13 protein-coding genes are annotated in these 15,112 nt (G+C 56.0%); 3 read left to right on the forward strand and 10 right to left on the reverse strand.

Annotated features, from left to right (window positions below):
- Positions 1-55 precede the first annotated feature (55 nt).
- Positions 56-1,312, reverse strand: a complete 1,257-nt coding sequence (gene kynU / locus HBA55_RS06205) for a kynureninase (RefSeq protein WP_166988513.1) — start codon at positions 1,310-1,312, stop codon at positions 56-58.
- 53 nt (positions 1,313-1,365) lie between these two features.
- Positions 1,366-3,183, reverse strand: coding sequence for an LVIVD repeat-containing protein (locus HBA55_RS06210; protein ID WP_206019574.1), 1,818 nt, complete (start codon positions 3,181-3,183; stop codon positions 1,366-1,368).
- A 256-nt stretch (positions 3,184-3,439) separates the two neighbouring features.
- On the opposite strand from HBA55_RS06210, the gene HBA55_RS06215 reads away from it, so the two are divergent.
- A complete protein-coding gene (locus HBA55_RS06215) occupies positions 3,440-5,845 on the forward strand; it encodes an ATP-binding protein (RefSeq protein WP_166988515.1) in 2,406 nt (801 codons plus the stop codon).
- Positions 5,846-5,858: 13 nt separating this feature from the next.
- Here HBA55_RS06215 and HBA55_RS06220 read toward each other — a convergent pair whose 3' ends face one another.
- Together HBA55_RS06220 and HBA55_RS06225 are read right to left on the reverse strand one after the other, a co-directional pair.
- Positions 5,859-7,223, reverse strand: coding sequence for a DUF3422 family protein (locus HBA55_RS06220; protein WP_166988517.1), 1,365 nt, complete (start codon positions 7,221-7,223; stop codon positions 5,859-5,861).
- A 156-nt stretch (positions 7,224-7,379) separates the two neighbouring features.
- Positions 7,380-7,799 carry an OsmC family protein gene (locus HBA55_RS06225; protein WP_166989496.1) on the reverse strand — a complete coding sequence of 140 codons (420 nt, stop codon included), beginning with the start codon at positions 7,797-7,799 and terminating at the stop codon, positions 7,380-7,382.
- A 241-nt stretch (positions 7,800-8,040) separates the two neighbouring features.
- Here HBA55_RS06225 and crp point away from each other — a divergent pair, with 241 nt between their 5' ends.
- Positions 8,041-8,676 (forward strand): cAMP-activated global transcriptional regulator CRP, encoded by a 636-nt coding sequence (gene crp / locus HBA55_RS06230; RefSeq protein ID WP_166988519.1) that lies wholly within the window; start codon positions 8,041-8,043, stop codon positions 8,674-8,676.
- Between the two features lie 201 nt (positions 8,677-8,877).
- On the opposite strand, the gene trpC is transcribed toward crp, so the two are convergent.
- From trpC to trpE, 4 genes are all read right to left on the reverse strand, one after another.
- Positions 8,878-9,675: an indole-3-glycerol phosphate synthase TrpC gene (gene trpC / locus HBA55_RS06235; RefSeq protein WP_166989498.1), complete on the reverse strand. Its 798-nt coding sequence runs from the start codon at positions 9,673-9,675 to the stop codon at positions 8,878-8,880.
- A gap of 84 nt (positions 9,676-9,759) precedes the next feature.
- Positions 9,760-10,800, reverse strand: coding sequence for an anthranilate phosphoribosyltransferase (gene trpD / locus HBA55_RS06240; RefSeq protein ID WP_166988521.1), 1,041 nt, complete (start codon positions 10,798-10,800; stop codon positions 9,760-9,762).
- Between the two features lie 59 nt (positions 10,801-10,859).
- Positions 10,860-11,438 (reverse strand): anthranilate synthase component II, encoded by a 579-nt coding sequence (locus HBA55_RS06245; RefSeq protein WP_166988523.1) that lies wholly within the window; start codon positions 11,436-11,438, stop codon positions 10,860-10,862.
- Positions 11,439-11,450: 12 nt separating this feature from the next.
- The gene (trpE, locus tag HBA55_RS06250; protein WP_166989500.1) at positions 11,451-12,917 is read right to left on the reverse strand and encodes an anthranilate synthase component I; all 1,467 of its coding nucleotides are present in this window, start codon (positions 12,915-12,917) and stop codon (positions 11,451-11,453) included.
- A gap of 381 nt (positions 12,918-13,298) precedes the next feature.
- Here trpE and HBA55_RS06255 point away from each other — a divergent pair, with 381 nt between their 5' ends.
- Positions 13,299-13,670 (forward strand): Dabb family protein, encoded by a 372-nt coding sequence (locus HBA55_RS06255; protein ID WP_166988525.1) that lies wholly within the window; start codon positions 13,299-13,301, stop codon positions 13,668-13,670.
- A gap of 5 nt (positions 13,671-13,675) precedes the next feature.
- Here the strand turns inward: HBA55_RS06255 and HBA55_RS06260 are convergent, their stop codons facing one another.
- Both HBA55_RS06260 and rpe read right to left on the reverse strand, forming a co-directional pair.
- Positions 13,676-14,404, reverse strand: coding sequence for a phosphoglycolate phosphatase (locus tag HBA55_RS06260; protein WP_240945938.1), 729 nt, complete (start codon positions 14,402-14,404; stop codon positions 13,676-13,678).
- Positions 14,405-14,429: 25 nt separating this feature from the next.
- Complete coding sequence (rpe, locus tag HBA55_RS06265; protein ID WP_166988526.1) at positions 14,430-15,101, reverse strand: ribulose-phosphate 3-epimerase; 672 nt, start codon at positions 15,099-15,101, stop codon at positions 14,430-14,432.
- Between the last annotated feature and the right edge of the window lie 11 nt (positions 15,102-15,112).

Below are 15,112 nucleotides of genomic sequence, written 5' to 3' on the forward strand. Positions count from 1 at the left end.
CTCAGAGCGGGCTGCTACGGGAATGGTGCCTAATTGGCTTGGTTTGTTTGAGGAATCAGGTCACGGCGTTGCGACGATTGTACTGTTCGTCCTGCCAGCAGCCCGTTGTCATAATATCCTTCAAGGTTGCCACGGTATCGAATACATCCGCGAAGCTGACATAGAGTGCAGAGAAACCAAAACGCATGATGTCCGGTGCACGAAAATCCCCAATCACGCCGCGGTCGATCAACGCTTGCATAATGGCGTAACCGTTGTCGTGGGCAATCGACACCTGACTGCCGCGACGCTCTGCGTCCCGCGGGCTGACGATATCGAACTGCCACTGCCCGCATTCCTGAGCCAACAGTTGTATAAACAGATCGCCCAACTGCTGGGATTTACGGCGTACCAGTTCTATGTCGGCGCGGCATGAAATATCCAACCCCACCTCGGTAACCGCCAGACTGACGATGGGTTGGGTGCCGCTGAGCATCTGATTAATATTGCCGGCGGGAGTGTAATCGCGATCAAAGGCGAAGGGAGCAGCGTGTCCCCACCAGCCGGTTAATGGCTGCAGTGCCTTACCCTGATGGCGTTTGGCGGTAAAAATAAACGCCGGGCTGCCGGGGCCACCGTTAAGATATTTGTAGGTGCAGCCGACGGCGAAGTCAACGTTGCAGCCATTCAGATCCACGGGGATGGCACCAGCACTGTGGCACAAATCCCAAACGGAAACTGCTCCGCAGGCCTGGGTCTTTTGGGTGATCGCCTGCATATCCAGTACGCGACCGGTTTTGTAGTGCACCTGGGTCAGGCAGACTACCGCTACGGTTTCGTCGATGGCTTCGAGAATGCCTTCTTCTTCCGCAAACACAATTTCGTGCCGATCGCCCAATAGTTTTAACAGCCCCTGAGCGGTGTAATTGTCGGTGGGAAAGTTACTGCCTTCCATGACAATTTTTGTGCGCTCTTGTTGATGCAAATCAGCGCTCAACATCAGTGCCGCCGCCAAAACTTTAAAAAGATTAATGCCGGTGGAGTCGGTAACCACCACTTCTCCTTCGCCGGCCCCGATCAGTGGTGCCAACCGGTCTCCCAGGCGCTGGGCCAACGTAAACCAGTCGTGCTTGTTCCAGCTTTTGATCAGATCGGAACCCCATTCATTCACAACCGTTTGCTGAGCCTGGGCCATGGCTTTTTTGGGCATGGCTCCCAGGGAATTGCCGTTGAGGTAAATGGTATTGGCCGGCAGTTCAAACTCATGGCGAAAGCTGGCCAGGGCGTCGTCCTGATCCAGTCGTTCGCAGTCTTGTCGGGTAATGCTATTCATAAGTTACTTCCAGAAATTCGGTTGCAAATACTCTAGTACTCTAGGTTCTATCTTTATTGCCGCGGCGGCCAGGGTTGCTGTGGCATGCCGAAGTTGGGCTCACCCAACACCGGGCTCGACAGCGCATAGAAACCGTGATTGGTAAACAGCCAGAACAGGTTGCGGTCGTATTCGACATAGACACTGTGGGACAGATTACCGCGGGCATAACTGGCCACTCGTTCGGTGTTAAACGGCGGTACAAAGTAGGCGACGATTTCCGGGTTGTTGACATCCTTAACGTCGAAGACCTGCAAACCGGCGTTGTAAAAGTTAAACGGCAGTATGCCATCGCGGGGCTCGCCCGGTTGGGTATAGTAACCCGTGCGTTTGGGACCAAAGCTGCCGCGACGCTGGCAGAAATCGCTAAAGGCAGCATCGGCCGGAGGCTTGGGCCGAGGGAGTACACCAATCTTAAATGGCTTCTCGGGATTGCTGACATCAATCATATGGACATCTTTGTAGGGCTCCCAGCAATCTTCATTGAGCGGATAACCGCTGAAGTAAACGATGCCGGTCTTCTCCACCTGGGAGACATCGATAAAGTCACCTTCGGTACCGGCGACGCTGGGTTCAAAGTTGAGGTGGCTGACCACCTTCATATCGGCAGGATCGGTAATATCCACCACGTAGAAGCCCAATCCGCCCATGGCGGCATAACCGTATTTGCCGCCCTCTTCAACCGGTTTGGGGATAAACAGTGACATGCGCGCGCCCATCCAGGAGGTACGATTGCCCGCCCGCGGGTTTGCCTTGAATGCCGCTTCGTGATCGGGATCAAAAGCGATTTGCCCCGGTACCGTCAGCTGTTGCAGGAATGTGGGATTTGACGGGTCGGACATATCCCAGGACTGGTAGCCGGCTGAATAAAGGTCGTTGGGGTACTCCGTCAGTGAGTAGCTGGCATCGGGCGCAGCGGCCACAAACATGGTGTCGCCCCCAAAGTAGGCGGGCAGGTCACGAACGCCGGAGCCCTGTTGCTCGCCAATAGGCGCATCGGGATTTTTGTAGTCGGTGGTACGTTCGGCCAGCAGCCTCCAATCCTCTGGCATGGGGCCGTTCATTTCAAAGACCTTGAAGCCTTTGAGGTGCTTGGATTTGCGGATGGCCTCCACCTTGTCGGGCTGGGTGCGCTTGTTTTTTAGCAATCCAAAGCGACGCACCTCGTAGGCCTGCACCATGATGTATTTTTGCAGCGCCTGATTCCACTGAATGGAGGCCGCCCCAAACATCTCTCCGTCTTCCATGGGGTTTTGGTCCACCTCATCGGGGCCATTGGCACCCCAGGTGTGGCCACGGGTTAACAGCAACTCGACATTCTTGGGGTCAGTGATATCAAAGATTTTCAGGTCGCGACGAACATACTGATAGAGGTAGCGACGACCGTCGAAATCAACAATGTTCTGCCAGGTGTGAAAGGGCTCCACCGTGATGGGGTAGTAAGCCTCAACCTTCATATTTTTAATGTACTGTTCGGTGTCCCAGTAATCCAGGATGCCGTCGAAGGGCTTGCGGTCATGGGAGTCGCGGGTGGCAATCGGGTGGGTAAATTCGCCGGAGGCGGGGTCCAGACCGTAGCTGCCCGGTGTGGGGTCCGGGGGCGTCAGATCCGGGCTGAGGCTGTCAGACCGGGCCACCCATTTGTCCTGGATCACGGCGGCCGTCTCAGGGTGCGCCACCAGGCTTTGCTTGGCGTTTTCAAACGTCATTGGAGTGTGGCTGCAGGCACTGGCCAGCAAAGCCAGCGTGATCGCGCCGGCCAGCCTGACCCGCACAGGCGGTTTCTTGCTCTGCCGATTGGATTGTCTCATCTCGATTGCCTTGGTTTTCACGCTGTCACCTCTATACTGTAGACCCCTCAACCCGATCAAAGCCGGCTCCGGATTGTGTGGCCGGAGGGGCTATCGGACATCTTGAAGGCATTCTATGGCGCCCAGACATATCTGAAAAATAATCAAAAAGCGCCAAGCTATCACTTATTTGTTATAGCTTCAGATTTTAAAATGGAATCGCGGACCTACTGGGGCAGGCTATACTAATCAGCAAAGACTCTAATTGCTCCAGAGGAAAGGATCATTCTCCCTCCCCATGCGGATAAACCCCAAACTCTCTCAGCTGTTGGTCGGTATTGCTCTTTTGCCCCTGTGTATCCTGCTGGCGGTCGACTTGTCTCGCACCTTGCAGCGGAGCAATCAGGAGGCCATGGAGCAGCTGCAGGGCCGGTTACACCAGGCGGCGGCCTTGTTGGCACAGGACATTACCCGAGTCAGGCAGCAAATCTCGCAATTCGCCCACACCGAAGCCCTGCGCCGGATGGATCCGGAAACCTTTCTGCCGTATTTACAATCGGAACAGCAACGCCTGCCCCATATCCATCACTTTCTGGTGGCCACGCCGGAAGGGCATTATTACAGCACTCTGGGCGGTAACCCCAGCCGAGCGGGTCTGGAAACTTTTGACAACCATCTGCCCACCAGCCGACCAAGAACACTGATTCGACGCGATTTTTGGCAGACCACGCTGGGCAAGAACCTGTTCCCGGCGAGCCCCGAAACGGTGATCTCTGATCCCCACATTTCTTACACTACCGGCCAAAAGCAATTCGCGATCGCGAGCTCGATCGTCACACCGGACAATCAGGCCGTTGGTCTCGTTGCCGGCATTGTCGACTGGCAGAGAGTTGAAGACCGAATCGGCCGCGTGGGTGAAAATCTGTTTGTCGATTGGCCTCCGCGCTTTTTTGTCACCACCCGCGGCGGTAGCTATTGGTATCACTGGGACCCGGAGAGAGCCGTAAACCTGCTGCGAGATGCTCGGGGGCAAGCAGTCACCAATCAGGACCATCAGACGATTTCCGTCACTCGCTCCCTTTTGGATGAAACTGCCACCGAGTGGCAATTGGCGGCAGCCTCCATCATGGGGCTCGACAGTGGCCATTTTCTGTTGCGCGAATCCGCGGACACAGACGAGACCCTGGTGATGTTTGCGCCCGTTGAGGGCAGTGACTTGAGTCTTGGGCTGATGCTTCCCGCCGGGGAAGTCAGAACCAGCTTTTTGTCTCTTCTCCTCAATCGCCTGCCGGAGCTTGGGCTTGCCTTGGTGGTGGGGCTGATGCTCGCCCTGTGGGTTGCTCGTCAGCTGGCCATGCCGGTCGATGAAACGGCAGAGTTCGCTGCACGGTTGGCCGATGGCCACGAAACCGAGGTGCCCGAGTTAGAGGAGTACCCAACCTTACTGCGCATTACCAATGCTCTGAACCATCTTTCCCGCAGCGCCATAGAACAACAGCAAGCGCTGGTAAAAAGCGAAGAACGATTTGCGCTGGCCATGCGCGGCAGCAATGACGGTGTCTGGGATTGGGATTTAACAACGGATAAGGTCTACTTCTCGCCCCGCTGGTATGAAATGCTGGGATATGAAGAACAGGAGATTGAGTTTTGTGTGGAAACCTTTTTCCAGCTTCTGCACCCCGATGACGTTCCGGTGGCACAGTCTGCTGTCAACCAATGCATCAGCAAACGTGAACCTCACTACCGTGTTGAGTTCCGGATGCAACATAAAGACGGCAGCGATCGGCGCATTCTCTCGCGAGCCTATCTGGTTTGCGATGACACCAGTGGCGAACCCCGTCGCCTGGTGGGCACCCACGTGGACATCACCGATCAATACTTGCAACAACAACGTATCGAACGCAGCAATCAAGAGCTGGACAGTCGGGTTAAGGTTCGCACCCGGGAACTGGAAGCGGCGAGAGCCGAGGCGCTGGCGCTGCAGCAGAAAGCGGAAACCGCCAATCAAGCCAAGAGCATGTTCCTGGCCAATATGTCTCACGAATTGCGCACGCCTCTGAATTCCATCATCGGCTTTACCAACCGCCTCATTCGCAAGCTTGAGGATGAGTTGGAGCCCCGCAACCTCGACGCGTTGCGCACCGTTGAAGCCAATGGCCAGTTGCTGCTCAACCTGATTAACGATTTGCTGGACACCGCCAAGATTGAAACCGGAAAGCTAAGCCTCTATCGCGAGCGCTTCAACTGTATCCACCTGGCGGATCAGTGCCTGGATCAGGTCTCCCCTTTGGCGGAAGAAAAACAACTGCACTTGATCCGGGACTTTCGACACGATCAGTTGATCCTGGAAGCCGACAAAAAGCGGGTGGTGCAGATACTGCTGAATATGTTGTCCAACGCCATCAAGTACACCCTCGAGGGTTCCGTGACCCTCAGTATTGAACCCATGCGCAAGGGGGATACACAGGGCGTCGGTTTTCATGTGATTGATACGGGTATTGGTATCCCCAAAGAGCAATTGGCCACCTTGTTCGATAAGTTTACGCGACTGGAGCACGCCCAGACCAATGCCGTCCAGGGCACGGGGCTCGGGCTCGCTTTGATCAAGGATTTGGCCGAGCTGCACGGCGGCAGCGTGGAGGTAATTTCCAAACCCGGAGAGGGCAGCCGTTTTACCGCGTGGCTGCCCGGCCGGTGTGTATAGAACAGTGCCGCGGCTATTCTTTCGGCTCTTCTTTGCCCTTGAGAATCGTGCGCACCAAGCCATGTACCGATGCCCAGATCAGAAGCACCACTATGGGGACCGAGGCACCCATGGCAATGGTCTTATTGATGGGCAGGCCCAGGTCAATCGCCGCCACAAAGATGTAGTTCAGCAATCCCATCACGTAGTAGGCTATCGCCGCCACGGAAAGGCCTTCGACCGTTTGCTGTAAACGCAGCTGCAGGCTGGATCGACGATCCAGCGAAGACAACAGATTGCTGTTCTGCGAGGCGATGCTGAGGTCAACACGGGTCCGCAACAGGCCGCTGGTATGCGCTACCCGGCGGGACAGATCTTCCAGTCGTTGCTGAATGGCATTGCAGGTTTTGATACCTGGCCCCAGGCGGCGCTGAACAAACTCCTGCCAGGTTTGCAGCCCGGGCAATTGCTGTTCGTTGAGTTGCTCCAGCCGCGAGGTCACCAGGTCGTAGTAGGCGTTGGTGGCGCCAAAGCGATAGTTGGTATCAGAGCGGATCTTTTCCGCCTGGGCCGCCAGATTGGTGAGTGCCGACAACATTTCGCCATCATCTTTGACAGAGCCCTTGGCGGCGATACGCTGGTTCAATTTGGCCAGAAACTCTTCCAACTGCCGCAGGCGCGGTGCCAACTCGCGAGCTGTGGGCAATCCCAATAATGCCATCAGGCGGTAGGTTTCAATCTCCAGTACCCGCTGCAGCAGGCGTCCGGCCTGATAGGCACTGAGCCCGCGGTCGCGAATCACACAGCGGCTGAAGCCGTCGCTGTGAATACGGAAGCTGGTGAGAATCTCGGCGCGACCGTGGGCGACCTGGCTGCCGCACACCCTTTGCCCTTCAAAGGCGTCGCAGAGTTGTTCCTCATTCAGAGCCTGGGGGGCACCGATCATGCTGACGTGAATGGCGGTAATCAGCTGGCCGGGAATACGCTCCAGCCAGTCCCTGGGGACCACCTTGAGGGCTGAATCCTCAAACAGGCAGTCTTCCTTGCGGGCGCGGATTAAGGTGTAAGTGGAAAACTCCAGGTGCCTTTCCCAGCGCAGCTCAAAGCCGCCGAAGTTCTGATAAAAGCAGGACACACCGGGGGATGGCGGATTGATGCTGAAGCGCTGGCACAGCTCAGCCAGAAATTGACCTTCCTGCTCACGCTCCTTCTCGTTGACCACCACCGCCATATGAGTCACCAGGCAGGGGCTGTCGACCAGTGGCGAGGGGCGATTGTGCAGCTCGTCGTAGAGCTCCGCCCGGCGCGGGTCCACCCGCAGGGAGACCCCGGTATCCACCGCCGGTGCCGTAACCGCTTCTTCCACGTCCGCGGTCTTCGCGTCTATAACATCTTCCACGTCGCCCCCGATTCCCGTAGTGACTTCACAAAACAATTTACCCACCCTGGAAATCAGGGTACGGCGCGATCAGGCACCATACGAAAAGGGGCTTAACAATACCAATCAATTAAGCTGATCAGTTGGACAAGCAACCTTCATCAGGCCCCAACAATCTTAATCTTCAACAATTTCATAGCTGTGGGTCACTTCCACACCGGCAGCTTCCATCATGATAGAGGCGGAGCAGTATTTGGTGGCCGACAGTTCCACAGCGCGTTTGACCTGATTTTCCTTGAGTGCGGTACCTGAAACAACAAACTTTAGGTGGATTTTGGTATACACCGCTGGTACTGCATCGGCTCGTTCTGCCTCGATTTCCACCTTGCAGTCACTGACCTGCTGACGGGATTTTTGCAGAATGCTCATGACATCAAAGGTGGAGCAGCCCCCCAGACCCAGCAGCAGCATTTCCATTGGGCGTACGCCCATGTTGCGGCCACCGTGATCTTCAGGACCGTCCATAACCACGGAATGGCCACTGCCGGACTCGCCCAGGAACATTGCGCCATCTACCCATTTCACTGTTGCCTGCATGCTGAAACCTCGTTTTTTCTCTGGGTCACTGAAATTTTGGGGGGCCAAGGTTACCACAATGTGTGTGGTCAGGGTGAATGTCACCAAAATCAACCACTTAGTCACTATCATAGGCGACACCAGTGACGAGCGATTCACTCGCGGGATGAAGAATCGGTCACATTACTGGCCAGAACGAACAATAGACGACATAATCATCGGATAACCCTGGATATCCAATAAGAACTACGAGGAAAGATCATTGGTTGCCGTGTCTTTGACCCCCCACATCAAGAACGTTGACGAATTTTTGAGTCATTGTCATCGCCGCCGCTACCCTGCCAAGAGCACTCTGATTTACGCCGGAGACAAGAGCGACTCTTTGTATTACATCATCAAGGGATCAGTGACCGTCATCATCGAAGACGACGAAGGCCGGGAAATGATCGTGGCCTACCTGAACGATGGCGACTTCTTTGGTGAAATGGGATTGTTTGAAGAGGGCGATTGCCGCAGCGCCTGGGTCCGGGCCAAAACCGAATGTGAGGTGGGTGAAATCAGCTACACCAAGTTCCAGGAGCTGGCGGATAAGCACCCCGAATTTATGCATGCGCTCAGCGGCCAAATGGCCAAGCGCCTGCGCAACACTACTCGCAAGGTGGGCGATCTGGCATTCCTGGACGTAACAGGTCGTGTGGCTCGCACCTTGCTGGACCTGTGCAAAGAACCCGATGCCATGACACACCCGGACGGTATGCAGATTAAAATCACCCGTCAGGAGATTGGACGTATTGTCGGCTGTTCAAGAGAAATGGTTGGCCGGGTTTTGAAAACCCTGGAAGAGCAGGGATTGGTGTCCGTCAAGGGCAAGACCATGGTGGTCTTCGGGACCCGTTAAGGTCGCTCATTGAGTAATTGTTCACCGTAGCAGCGCGCTCTGAGAGCCTGCCCCGCTTTGTCGGGTACCGCGAGCGGTCGCCCTCGGAGCGGGCTGCTACAAAATCAAGGCGATTCCGTAGCAGCGAGTTCAGACCACAATTCCGTAGCAGCGGGCTCCGACCGCGATAAATGTAGCAGCGGGCTCCGACCGCGATCACTGTCAGTTAAACATCTCCAGCAGCTTCACACCGGGATCTTCCGCCCGCATAAAGGTTTCACCCACCAAAAACGCATTGACGTTATGACCGCGCATGGCCAGCACATCGTCAAACGTGAGTATGCCGCTCTCTGTGACCACGATACGATCGTCGTCAATTTTATCCAGCAGCGCAAAGGTGTGATCCAGCGACACTTCGAACGTGTGCAAATTACGGTTATTGATGCCGATCAGTCGATTGGGCAAGCGCAGGGCCATTTCCAGCTCTTCGGCGTTATGCACCTCCACCAGCACATCCATACCCAGCTCATGAGCAAGGCTGTTCAGTGACTCCAACTGCTCGAACTCAAGTACCGCGACAATCAACAGAATGCAGTCAGCACCAATGGCGCGGGCCTCATAGATCTGGTACTCATCAACGATAAAATCCTTACGAATCACTGGCAGCGACGAGGCACTGCGCGCCTCTTGCAGGTAGCTGTCGCTGCCTTGGAAAAAGTCCACATCCGTCAGTACCGACAAACAGGCGGCACCACCCTTCTCATAGCTGATGGCAATCTCAGCGGGGTAAAAATCCTTGCGAATCACACCTTTGCTGGGTGACGCTTTTTTGATTTCGGCAATCACAGCCGCCTGGCCTGCCTTGATTTTGCTTTCCAGGGAGTTCACGAATCCGCGGGCGGGCGGTTGCTCGGCGGCCAGTGCTTTCAACTGTTCCAGTGAACGCTCTGCACTGCGCTCGGCAATTTCCTCGCGCTTGCGATCAATGATTTTTTCCAGGACCGTGGGAATTTTGTTCATAATGTTACCGGCCATGCCGGCCTCAATGTCTAAACCTGTCTGTAAACTCGGAGAGTTGGTTACCCCTGTGTTGAGTGCCGATGCTTAGCCGGTCTCTTTCTGGCACAGGGTAAAAGCAGCCAACTCCGTAATTTTTTCTTTGGCCAAACCGCTGCCAATCGCGTCCTGCGCCATATCGACACCCTGCTTGAGGTCATCGGCAATACCACTGACGTAAATCGCCGCGCCAGCATTCATGGCAATAATGTCCGCGGCCTTAACCGCTGCCTCGTTGTCACGTTTGCCCAGCGCATTTTGAATCAATTGCAGCGATTGCTCGGCACTCTCAACAACCAGGCCTTCAATACTTCTGGTCTCGATACCAAAGTCATCGGGCGTAATGGAATAAACGCTCACCGAGCCGTTTTTCAACTCCGCCACCTGGGTGGGTGCGGCCAGGCTGATCTCATCCAGACCATCCTCAGAGCTGACCACCAGTACATGGTCACTGCCCAGCAACCCCAACACCTTGGCCAGGGGTTCACAAAGGTGGGCAGAGTAAACGCCTATCACCTGGCGCTTAACTCCCGCGGGATTGGTCAACGGCCCCAGCACATTAAATATGGTACGCATGGCCAGCGCCTTGCGAGGCCCGACGGCATGCTTCATAGCGCTGTGATGGGCCGGGGCAAACATAAAGCCCACCCCCAACTCCTCGACGCAGCGGGCGACTTGCTCGGGCGTAATATCCAGCTGCACACCAGCGGCTTCCAATACGTCGGCGGCGCCGGTTGAGCTCGATACGGAACGGTTGCCGTGCTTCGCCACTTTTACCCCGGCAGCGGCGGCCACAAAGGTAGAGGCGGTGGAGACGTTGAAAAGGTTGGCACCGTCACCGCCGGTACCCACCAGATCGATCAGATTCTCCGCCTCAACCTCCACCGGCGTTGCCAGCTCTCGCATAACCCGGGCGGCACCGGCAATTTCTTCGATGGTCTCGCCCTTCATTCGCAGGGCCACCAGGAAACCGGCGATTTGTTCCGGGCTGGCAACACCCGTCATCACCTGGCGCATGACATCTACCATTTGCTCCTGGGTCAGGTTCTGGCGTTCCACCAGGGTTTCCAGTGCTTGTTTTATGTCCATAGTGTCTGCTCTGCTCTCGTTGTCTTAGCTATGCCGTTATCTCAGATCAGTGAACTGTCTCAGGCTTCCAGGAAGTTACGCAGCAGATCGTGACCATGCTCGGTCAAAATCGACTCCGGGTGAAACTGCACCCCTTCCACCGCCAGTTCGCGATGACGCACACCCATAATTTCATCCATTTCGCCGTCTTCGGTCTGAGTCCAGGCCGTAATCTCCAGGCAGTCGGGCAGGCTCTCTTTTTCAATTACCAAGGAGTGGTAGCGGGTGGCTCGATAGGGATTGGTTAACCCTTTGAAGACGCCGGTATCCGCGTGAAAGATCGGAGAGGTCTTACCGTGCATTACCTGCCTGGCACGCACCACCTTGCCACCAAAAGCCTGACCGATACTCTGATGCCCCAGGCAAATACCCAGCAGCGGGATACGGCCGGAAAAGGTCTCAATGGCAGAGACCGAAATACCTGCCTCATTGGGCGTACAGGGGCCAGGGGAAATCACGATTTTTTCAGGCGCCATGGCTTCAATATCGGCAATGGTGATTTGGTCATTGCGCACAACCTTAACGTCGGCCTTAAGTTCGCCCAGATACTGAACAACGTTGTAAGTGAAGGAGTCGTAGTTATCAATCATCAGAATCATTGCCGTATCCCCTTACAACACCATATCCACTGCGCGGAATATCGCGCGGGCTTTGTTCATGGTTTCTTTCCACTCCAGCGCCGGCACCGAGTCGGCGACCACCCCGGCGCCCGCCTGCACATAGAGCCGATTGTCCTTGATCACTGCGGTGCGAATGGCAATGGCGGTATCCATGTTGCCGTTCCAGGACAGGTAACCGACCGCGCCTCCGTAGATTCCGCGTTTTTCGCTCTCCAGCTCGTCAATGATTTCCATGGCCCGGATTTTTGGGGCGCCGGATAAGGTGCCGGCAGGCAGTGCCGCACGCAGCACGTCCATGGCAGTGAGTTCCGGCCGCACCTGGCCGGTGACATTGGAGGTGATATGCATAACGTGGGAATAGCGCTCGACCACCATCTTATCCGTCAGCCTGACGCTGCCCACCTCCGCCACCCGGCCGCAGTCATTACGACCCAGATCGATCAGCATCAAGTGTTCGGCAATTTCTTTCGGATCGTTCACCAGATCCTGTTCCAGGGCCAGGTCTTCTGCCTCAGTGTGGCCGCGACGGCGGGTACCGGCAATCGGCCTGACCGTCACCTGACCATCCTCCAGGCGGGCCAGAATCTCGGGGCTGGAACCCACCACATGGTGGTCGCCGAGATCCAGGAAGTACATATAGGGCGAGGGGTTAAGACTGCGCAGTGCACGGTAGAGATTCAGCGGTTCGGCTTCAAAGGGAATGGAGAGACGCTGGGAAATCACCACCTGCATGGTGTCTCCGGCCAGTACATAGTCCTTAATACGGTCTACGGTGTCTTTAAAGTTGTCTTCGCCAAAACTGGAGTTGAACTGCTCCTCACGGGCGCTTTCGCCACTGAGCTTCATCTCGGCGGTGGCGGGCGTTTGCCCCCGCAGGCGCGCTTCCAGCTGATCGAGGCGATCGCAGGCCGCCTGATAGGCGTTTTCCTCTGTCGGGTCAGCGTGCACCAGCAGCACCAGTCGACCGGCGAGATTGTCAAACACCAACACCTCATCCGAGACCATTAACAGTATGTCCGGTGTGCCGATGGTATCCTGGTTTTGAGTGGCCTTGAGCTTGGGCTCCACATAGCGCACGCAGTCGTAGCCAAAATACCCCACCAGGCCGCCATTAAAGCCGGGCAGACCCTCCAGCTCTGGCACCTTGAAGCGCTGCTGGAATTGCTCCACAAAGGTCAGCGGGTCCTCGCAGGTCAACTCCTCAACGATGGCACCGTCGGTTTCGATCACCACATGATCACCATTGGCCTTGAGTACGGTGCGGGCGGGCAGACCGAGCATGGAGTAACGCCCCCACTTCTCGCCACCCTGGACGGATTCAAACAGGTAGGAATAGCGGCCCTGGGCCAGTTTCAGGTAGCTGGAAAGTGGCGTATCCAGGTCCGCCAATACTTCCCGCACCAGCGGGATGCGGTTATAGCCCTCACGGGCCAGCTGGTCAAATTGCTTTGACGACAGTTGTTCTGAAGACATGAAAGGTCCTTGCGTGATTGCGTCTTAAAGTCTGTACCGAGTGTTAGGTGCAACGCTTTTGTGCAGGCGTTGGCTGGCAGATAAGTGAGCCGGGCTCACGGAGAACTCAAGGACGCCATCGCCCTGAGATTGTTGAGGGCACCACCGGGGTGACTGAGAGACAAATGTTCACGAAATTACCTAATCGTTGCCGTTCACGCTATGAATCAGGATTAAAAACAGGCGCTAGTTTATCCGCTCGCCGGTTGAGTGTACAGCGACGAGATATCAAACGAGCTTGGGAGTGCCGGGCAGATCATGTCACAATCCCCGGCAATCGTGGTGTAGCGCCATTCCGACCGCCATTTTAGTACAAGGAGATCGACCATGTCCCTTTTGCGCTTAAACCGGTATTTGCTGGCCCTGAGCCTCGTAATAGCCAGCTTCGGACTACAGGCCGGCACCATTTCTCATATTGTGATGGTGTGGTTGAAGCCGGAAGTGACCGAGGCCCAGGCTCGCGAGATCATGGAGGCTACAAAGATGCTGGGGCAGATCCCCGGGGTCAGTGGTCTGCGGGTGGGCAAGGCCGTGCCCAGTGAACGTGCCGTGGTGGACGACAGCTTCAGCTTTGGCATCACCATGGACTTTACCGGGCCGGAAATGATGGATGACTACCTGAAGCACCCGGTCCACGTGGAGTACCTGGACAAGTACATCAAGGGCAAGGCGGCCAGGATCCTGATTTACGATTTCTAGCAGGGCTATGACTTTAGCTGGGCAAACCAGGTATCGAGGTTGTCGCAGACCCAGTCGGGTTGCTCCTCCTCAACAGGACGACCGTGGTTGTAGCCATAGGTTACCGCCAGGCAGGGCACCCCGGCCGCGCGAGCCGCGCGAATATCACTGCTGGAGTCACCCACCATCAGCGTGCGCTCAGGCGATACTCCGGCCTGCTCGATCAACTTCAGCAGTGGCGCCGGATCCGGCTTCTTCTCGGGCAGACAGTCCCCGCCCAGCCAGTTGTGGAAAAACTCACCAATACCGGAGTGCTGCAACACGTAGGGAACAAACTGGCTCGGCTTGTTGGTGGCAACGCCCATGGCAACCCCGGACCGGGTCAGGCGCTGTAAAGCCTCTATGACTCCCGCATAGAGTGCCGTTTTCTGACCGCTGAGCGCACCGTAATGACGCAAAAAGCTTTGCAATGCCGTCTGGTGCCGCGCTGAATCCACCTCAACGTCATCCACACCAAGCTCATCGGCACCCCCACTCCAGGCCAATGCCCGCCGCACCAAAACCGAAGCGCCATTACCCACCCAGAGCCTGACCCGTTCAATGCCCGCCGGTGGACAATCCAGCTCGGTCAGTAACTCATCAATGGCGGCTGCCAGGTCAGGCACACTGTCAACCAGCGTGCCATCGAGATCAAATATCACCAGCTCAGGCAGAGACTGGGGTAATGGACGTAACTGTGGGTTGTTCAACGGCAAATCGTCGGCCCCGCGTATTGAGAATTCAGACTAGAGCCAGCTGCTCACGCATGGCTGCAACGGCCGCGGCATAGTCTTCCTTGCCGTAGATAGCTGATCCCGCAACAAAGGTATCAGCCCCCGCACGCGCAATTTCCAGAATATTGTCCGCAGTGACGCCGCCGTCAATCTCCAGACGGATAGGCTTTTCCAAAGCGTCAATCGCCGCGCGCGCCTCACGCAGCTTTTCAAGGGTATAGGGAATGAACTTCTGGCCGCCAAAGCCGGGGTTCACAGACATCAACAGCAACATATCCAGTTGCGGCAATACGTGTTTGACGGTTTCAAGCGGTGTGGCCGGATTCAGTACCAGCCCGGCCTCACAGCCAGCCTGCTTGATCAGCTGCAGGGAGCGATCCACATGGCGGGAAGCCTCTGGGTGAAAGGTGATAATGCTGGCGCCGGCGTCGGCAAACTGACCAATCAGGTCGTCGACGGGTTCTACCATCAGGTGTACATCAATCGGGGCGGTAATACCGTAATTGCGCAGCGCTTTACAGACCATGGGACCAATGGTCAGATTGGGGACATAGTGGTTGTCCATCACATCGAAGTGCACGATATCAGCGCCGGCATTGAGCACGGCCTCAACTTCTTCTCCCAATCTGGCGAAGTCTGCCGCTAATATAGAGGGAGCGATTTTAAAATCCTGTTGCATAGAACACCTGT

This window comes from Pseudomaricurvus alkylphenolicus (assembly GCF_011683955.1).
GTDB classification, from domain to species: Bacteria; Pseudomonadota; Gammaproteobacteria; order Pseudomonadales; family Cellvibrionaceae; genus Pseudomaricurvus; species Pseudomaricurvus alkylphenolicus.

Bases quoted from the DNA above. Each gene is read 5' to 3' on its own strand.
- kynU (WP_166988513.1), bottom strand. From the start codon at position 1,312: ATGAATAGCATTACCCGACAAGACTGCGAACGACTGGATCAGGACGAC.
- HBA55_RS06215 (WP_166988515.1), top strand. From the start codon at position 3,440: ATGCGGATAAACCCCAAACTCTCTCAGCTGTTGGTCGGTATTGCTCTT.
- HBA55_RS06225 (WP_166989496.1), bottom strand. From the start codon at position 7,799: ATGCAGGCAACAGTGAAATGGGTAGATGGCGCAATGTTCCTGGGCGAG.
- trpC (WP_166989498.1), bottom strand. From the start codon at position 9,675: ATGAACAAAATTCCCACGGTCCTGGAAAAAATCATTGATCGCAAGCGC.
- trpD (WP_166988521.1), bottom strand. From the start codon at position 10,800: ATGGACATAAAACAAGCACTGGAAACCCTGGTGGAACGCCAGAACCTG.
- HBA55_RS06245 (WP_166988523.1), bottom strand. From the start codon at position 11,438: ATGATTCTGATGATTGATAACTACGACTCCTTCACTTACAACGTTGTT.
- HBA55_RS06255 (WP_166988525.1), top strand. From the start codon at position 13,299: ATGTCCCTTTTGCGCTTAAACCGGTATTTGCTGGCCCTGAGCCTCGTA.
- rpe (WP_166988526.1), bottom strand. From the start codon at position 15,101: ATGCAACAGGATTTTAAAATCGCTCCCTCTATATTAGCGGCAGACTTC.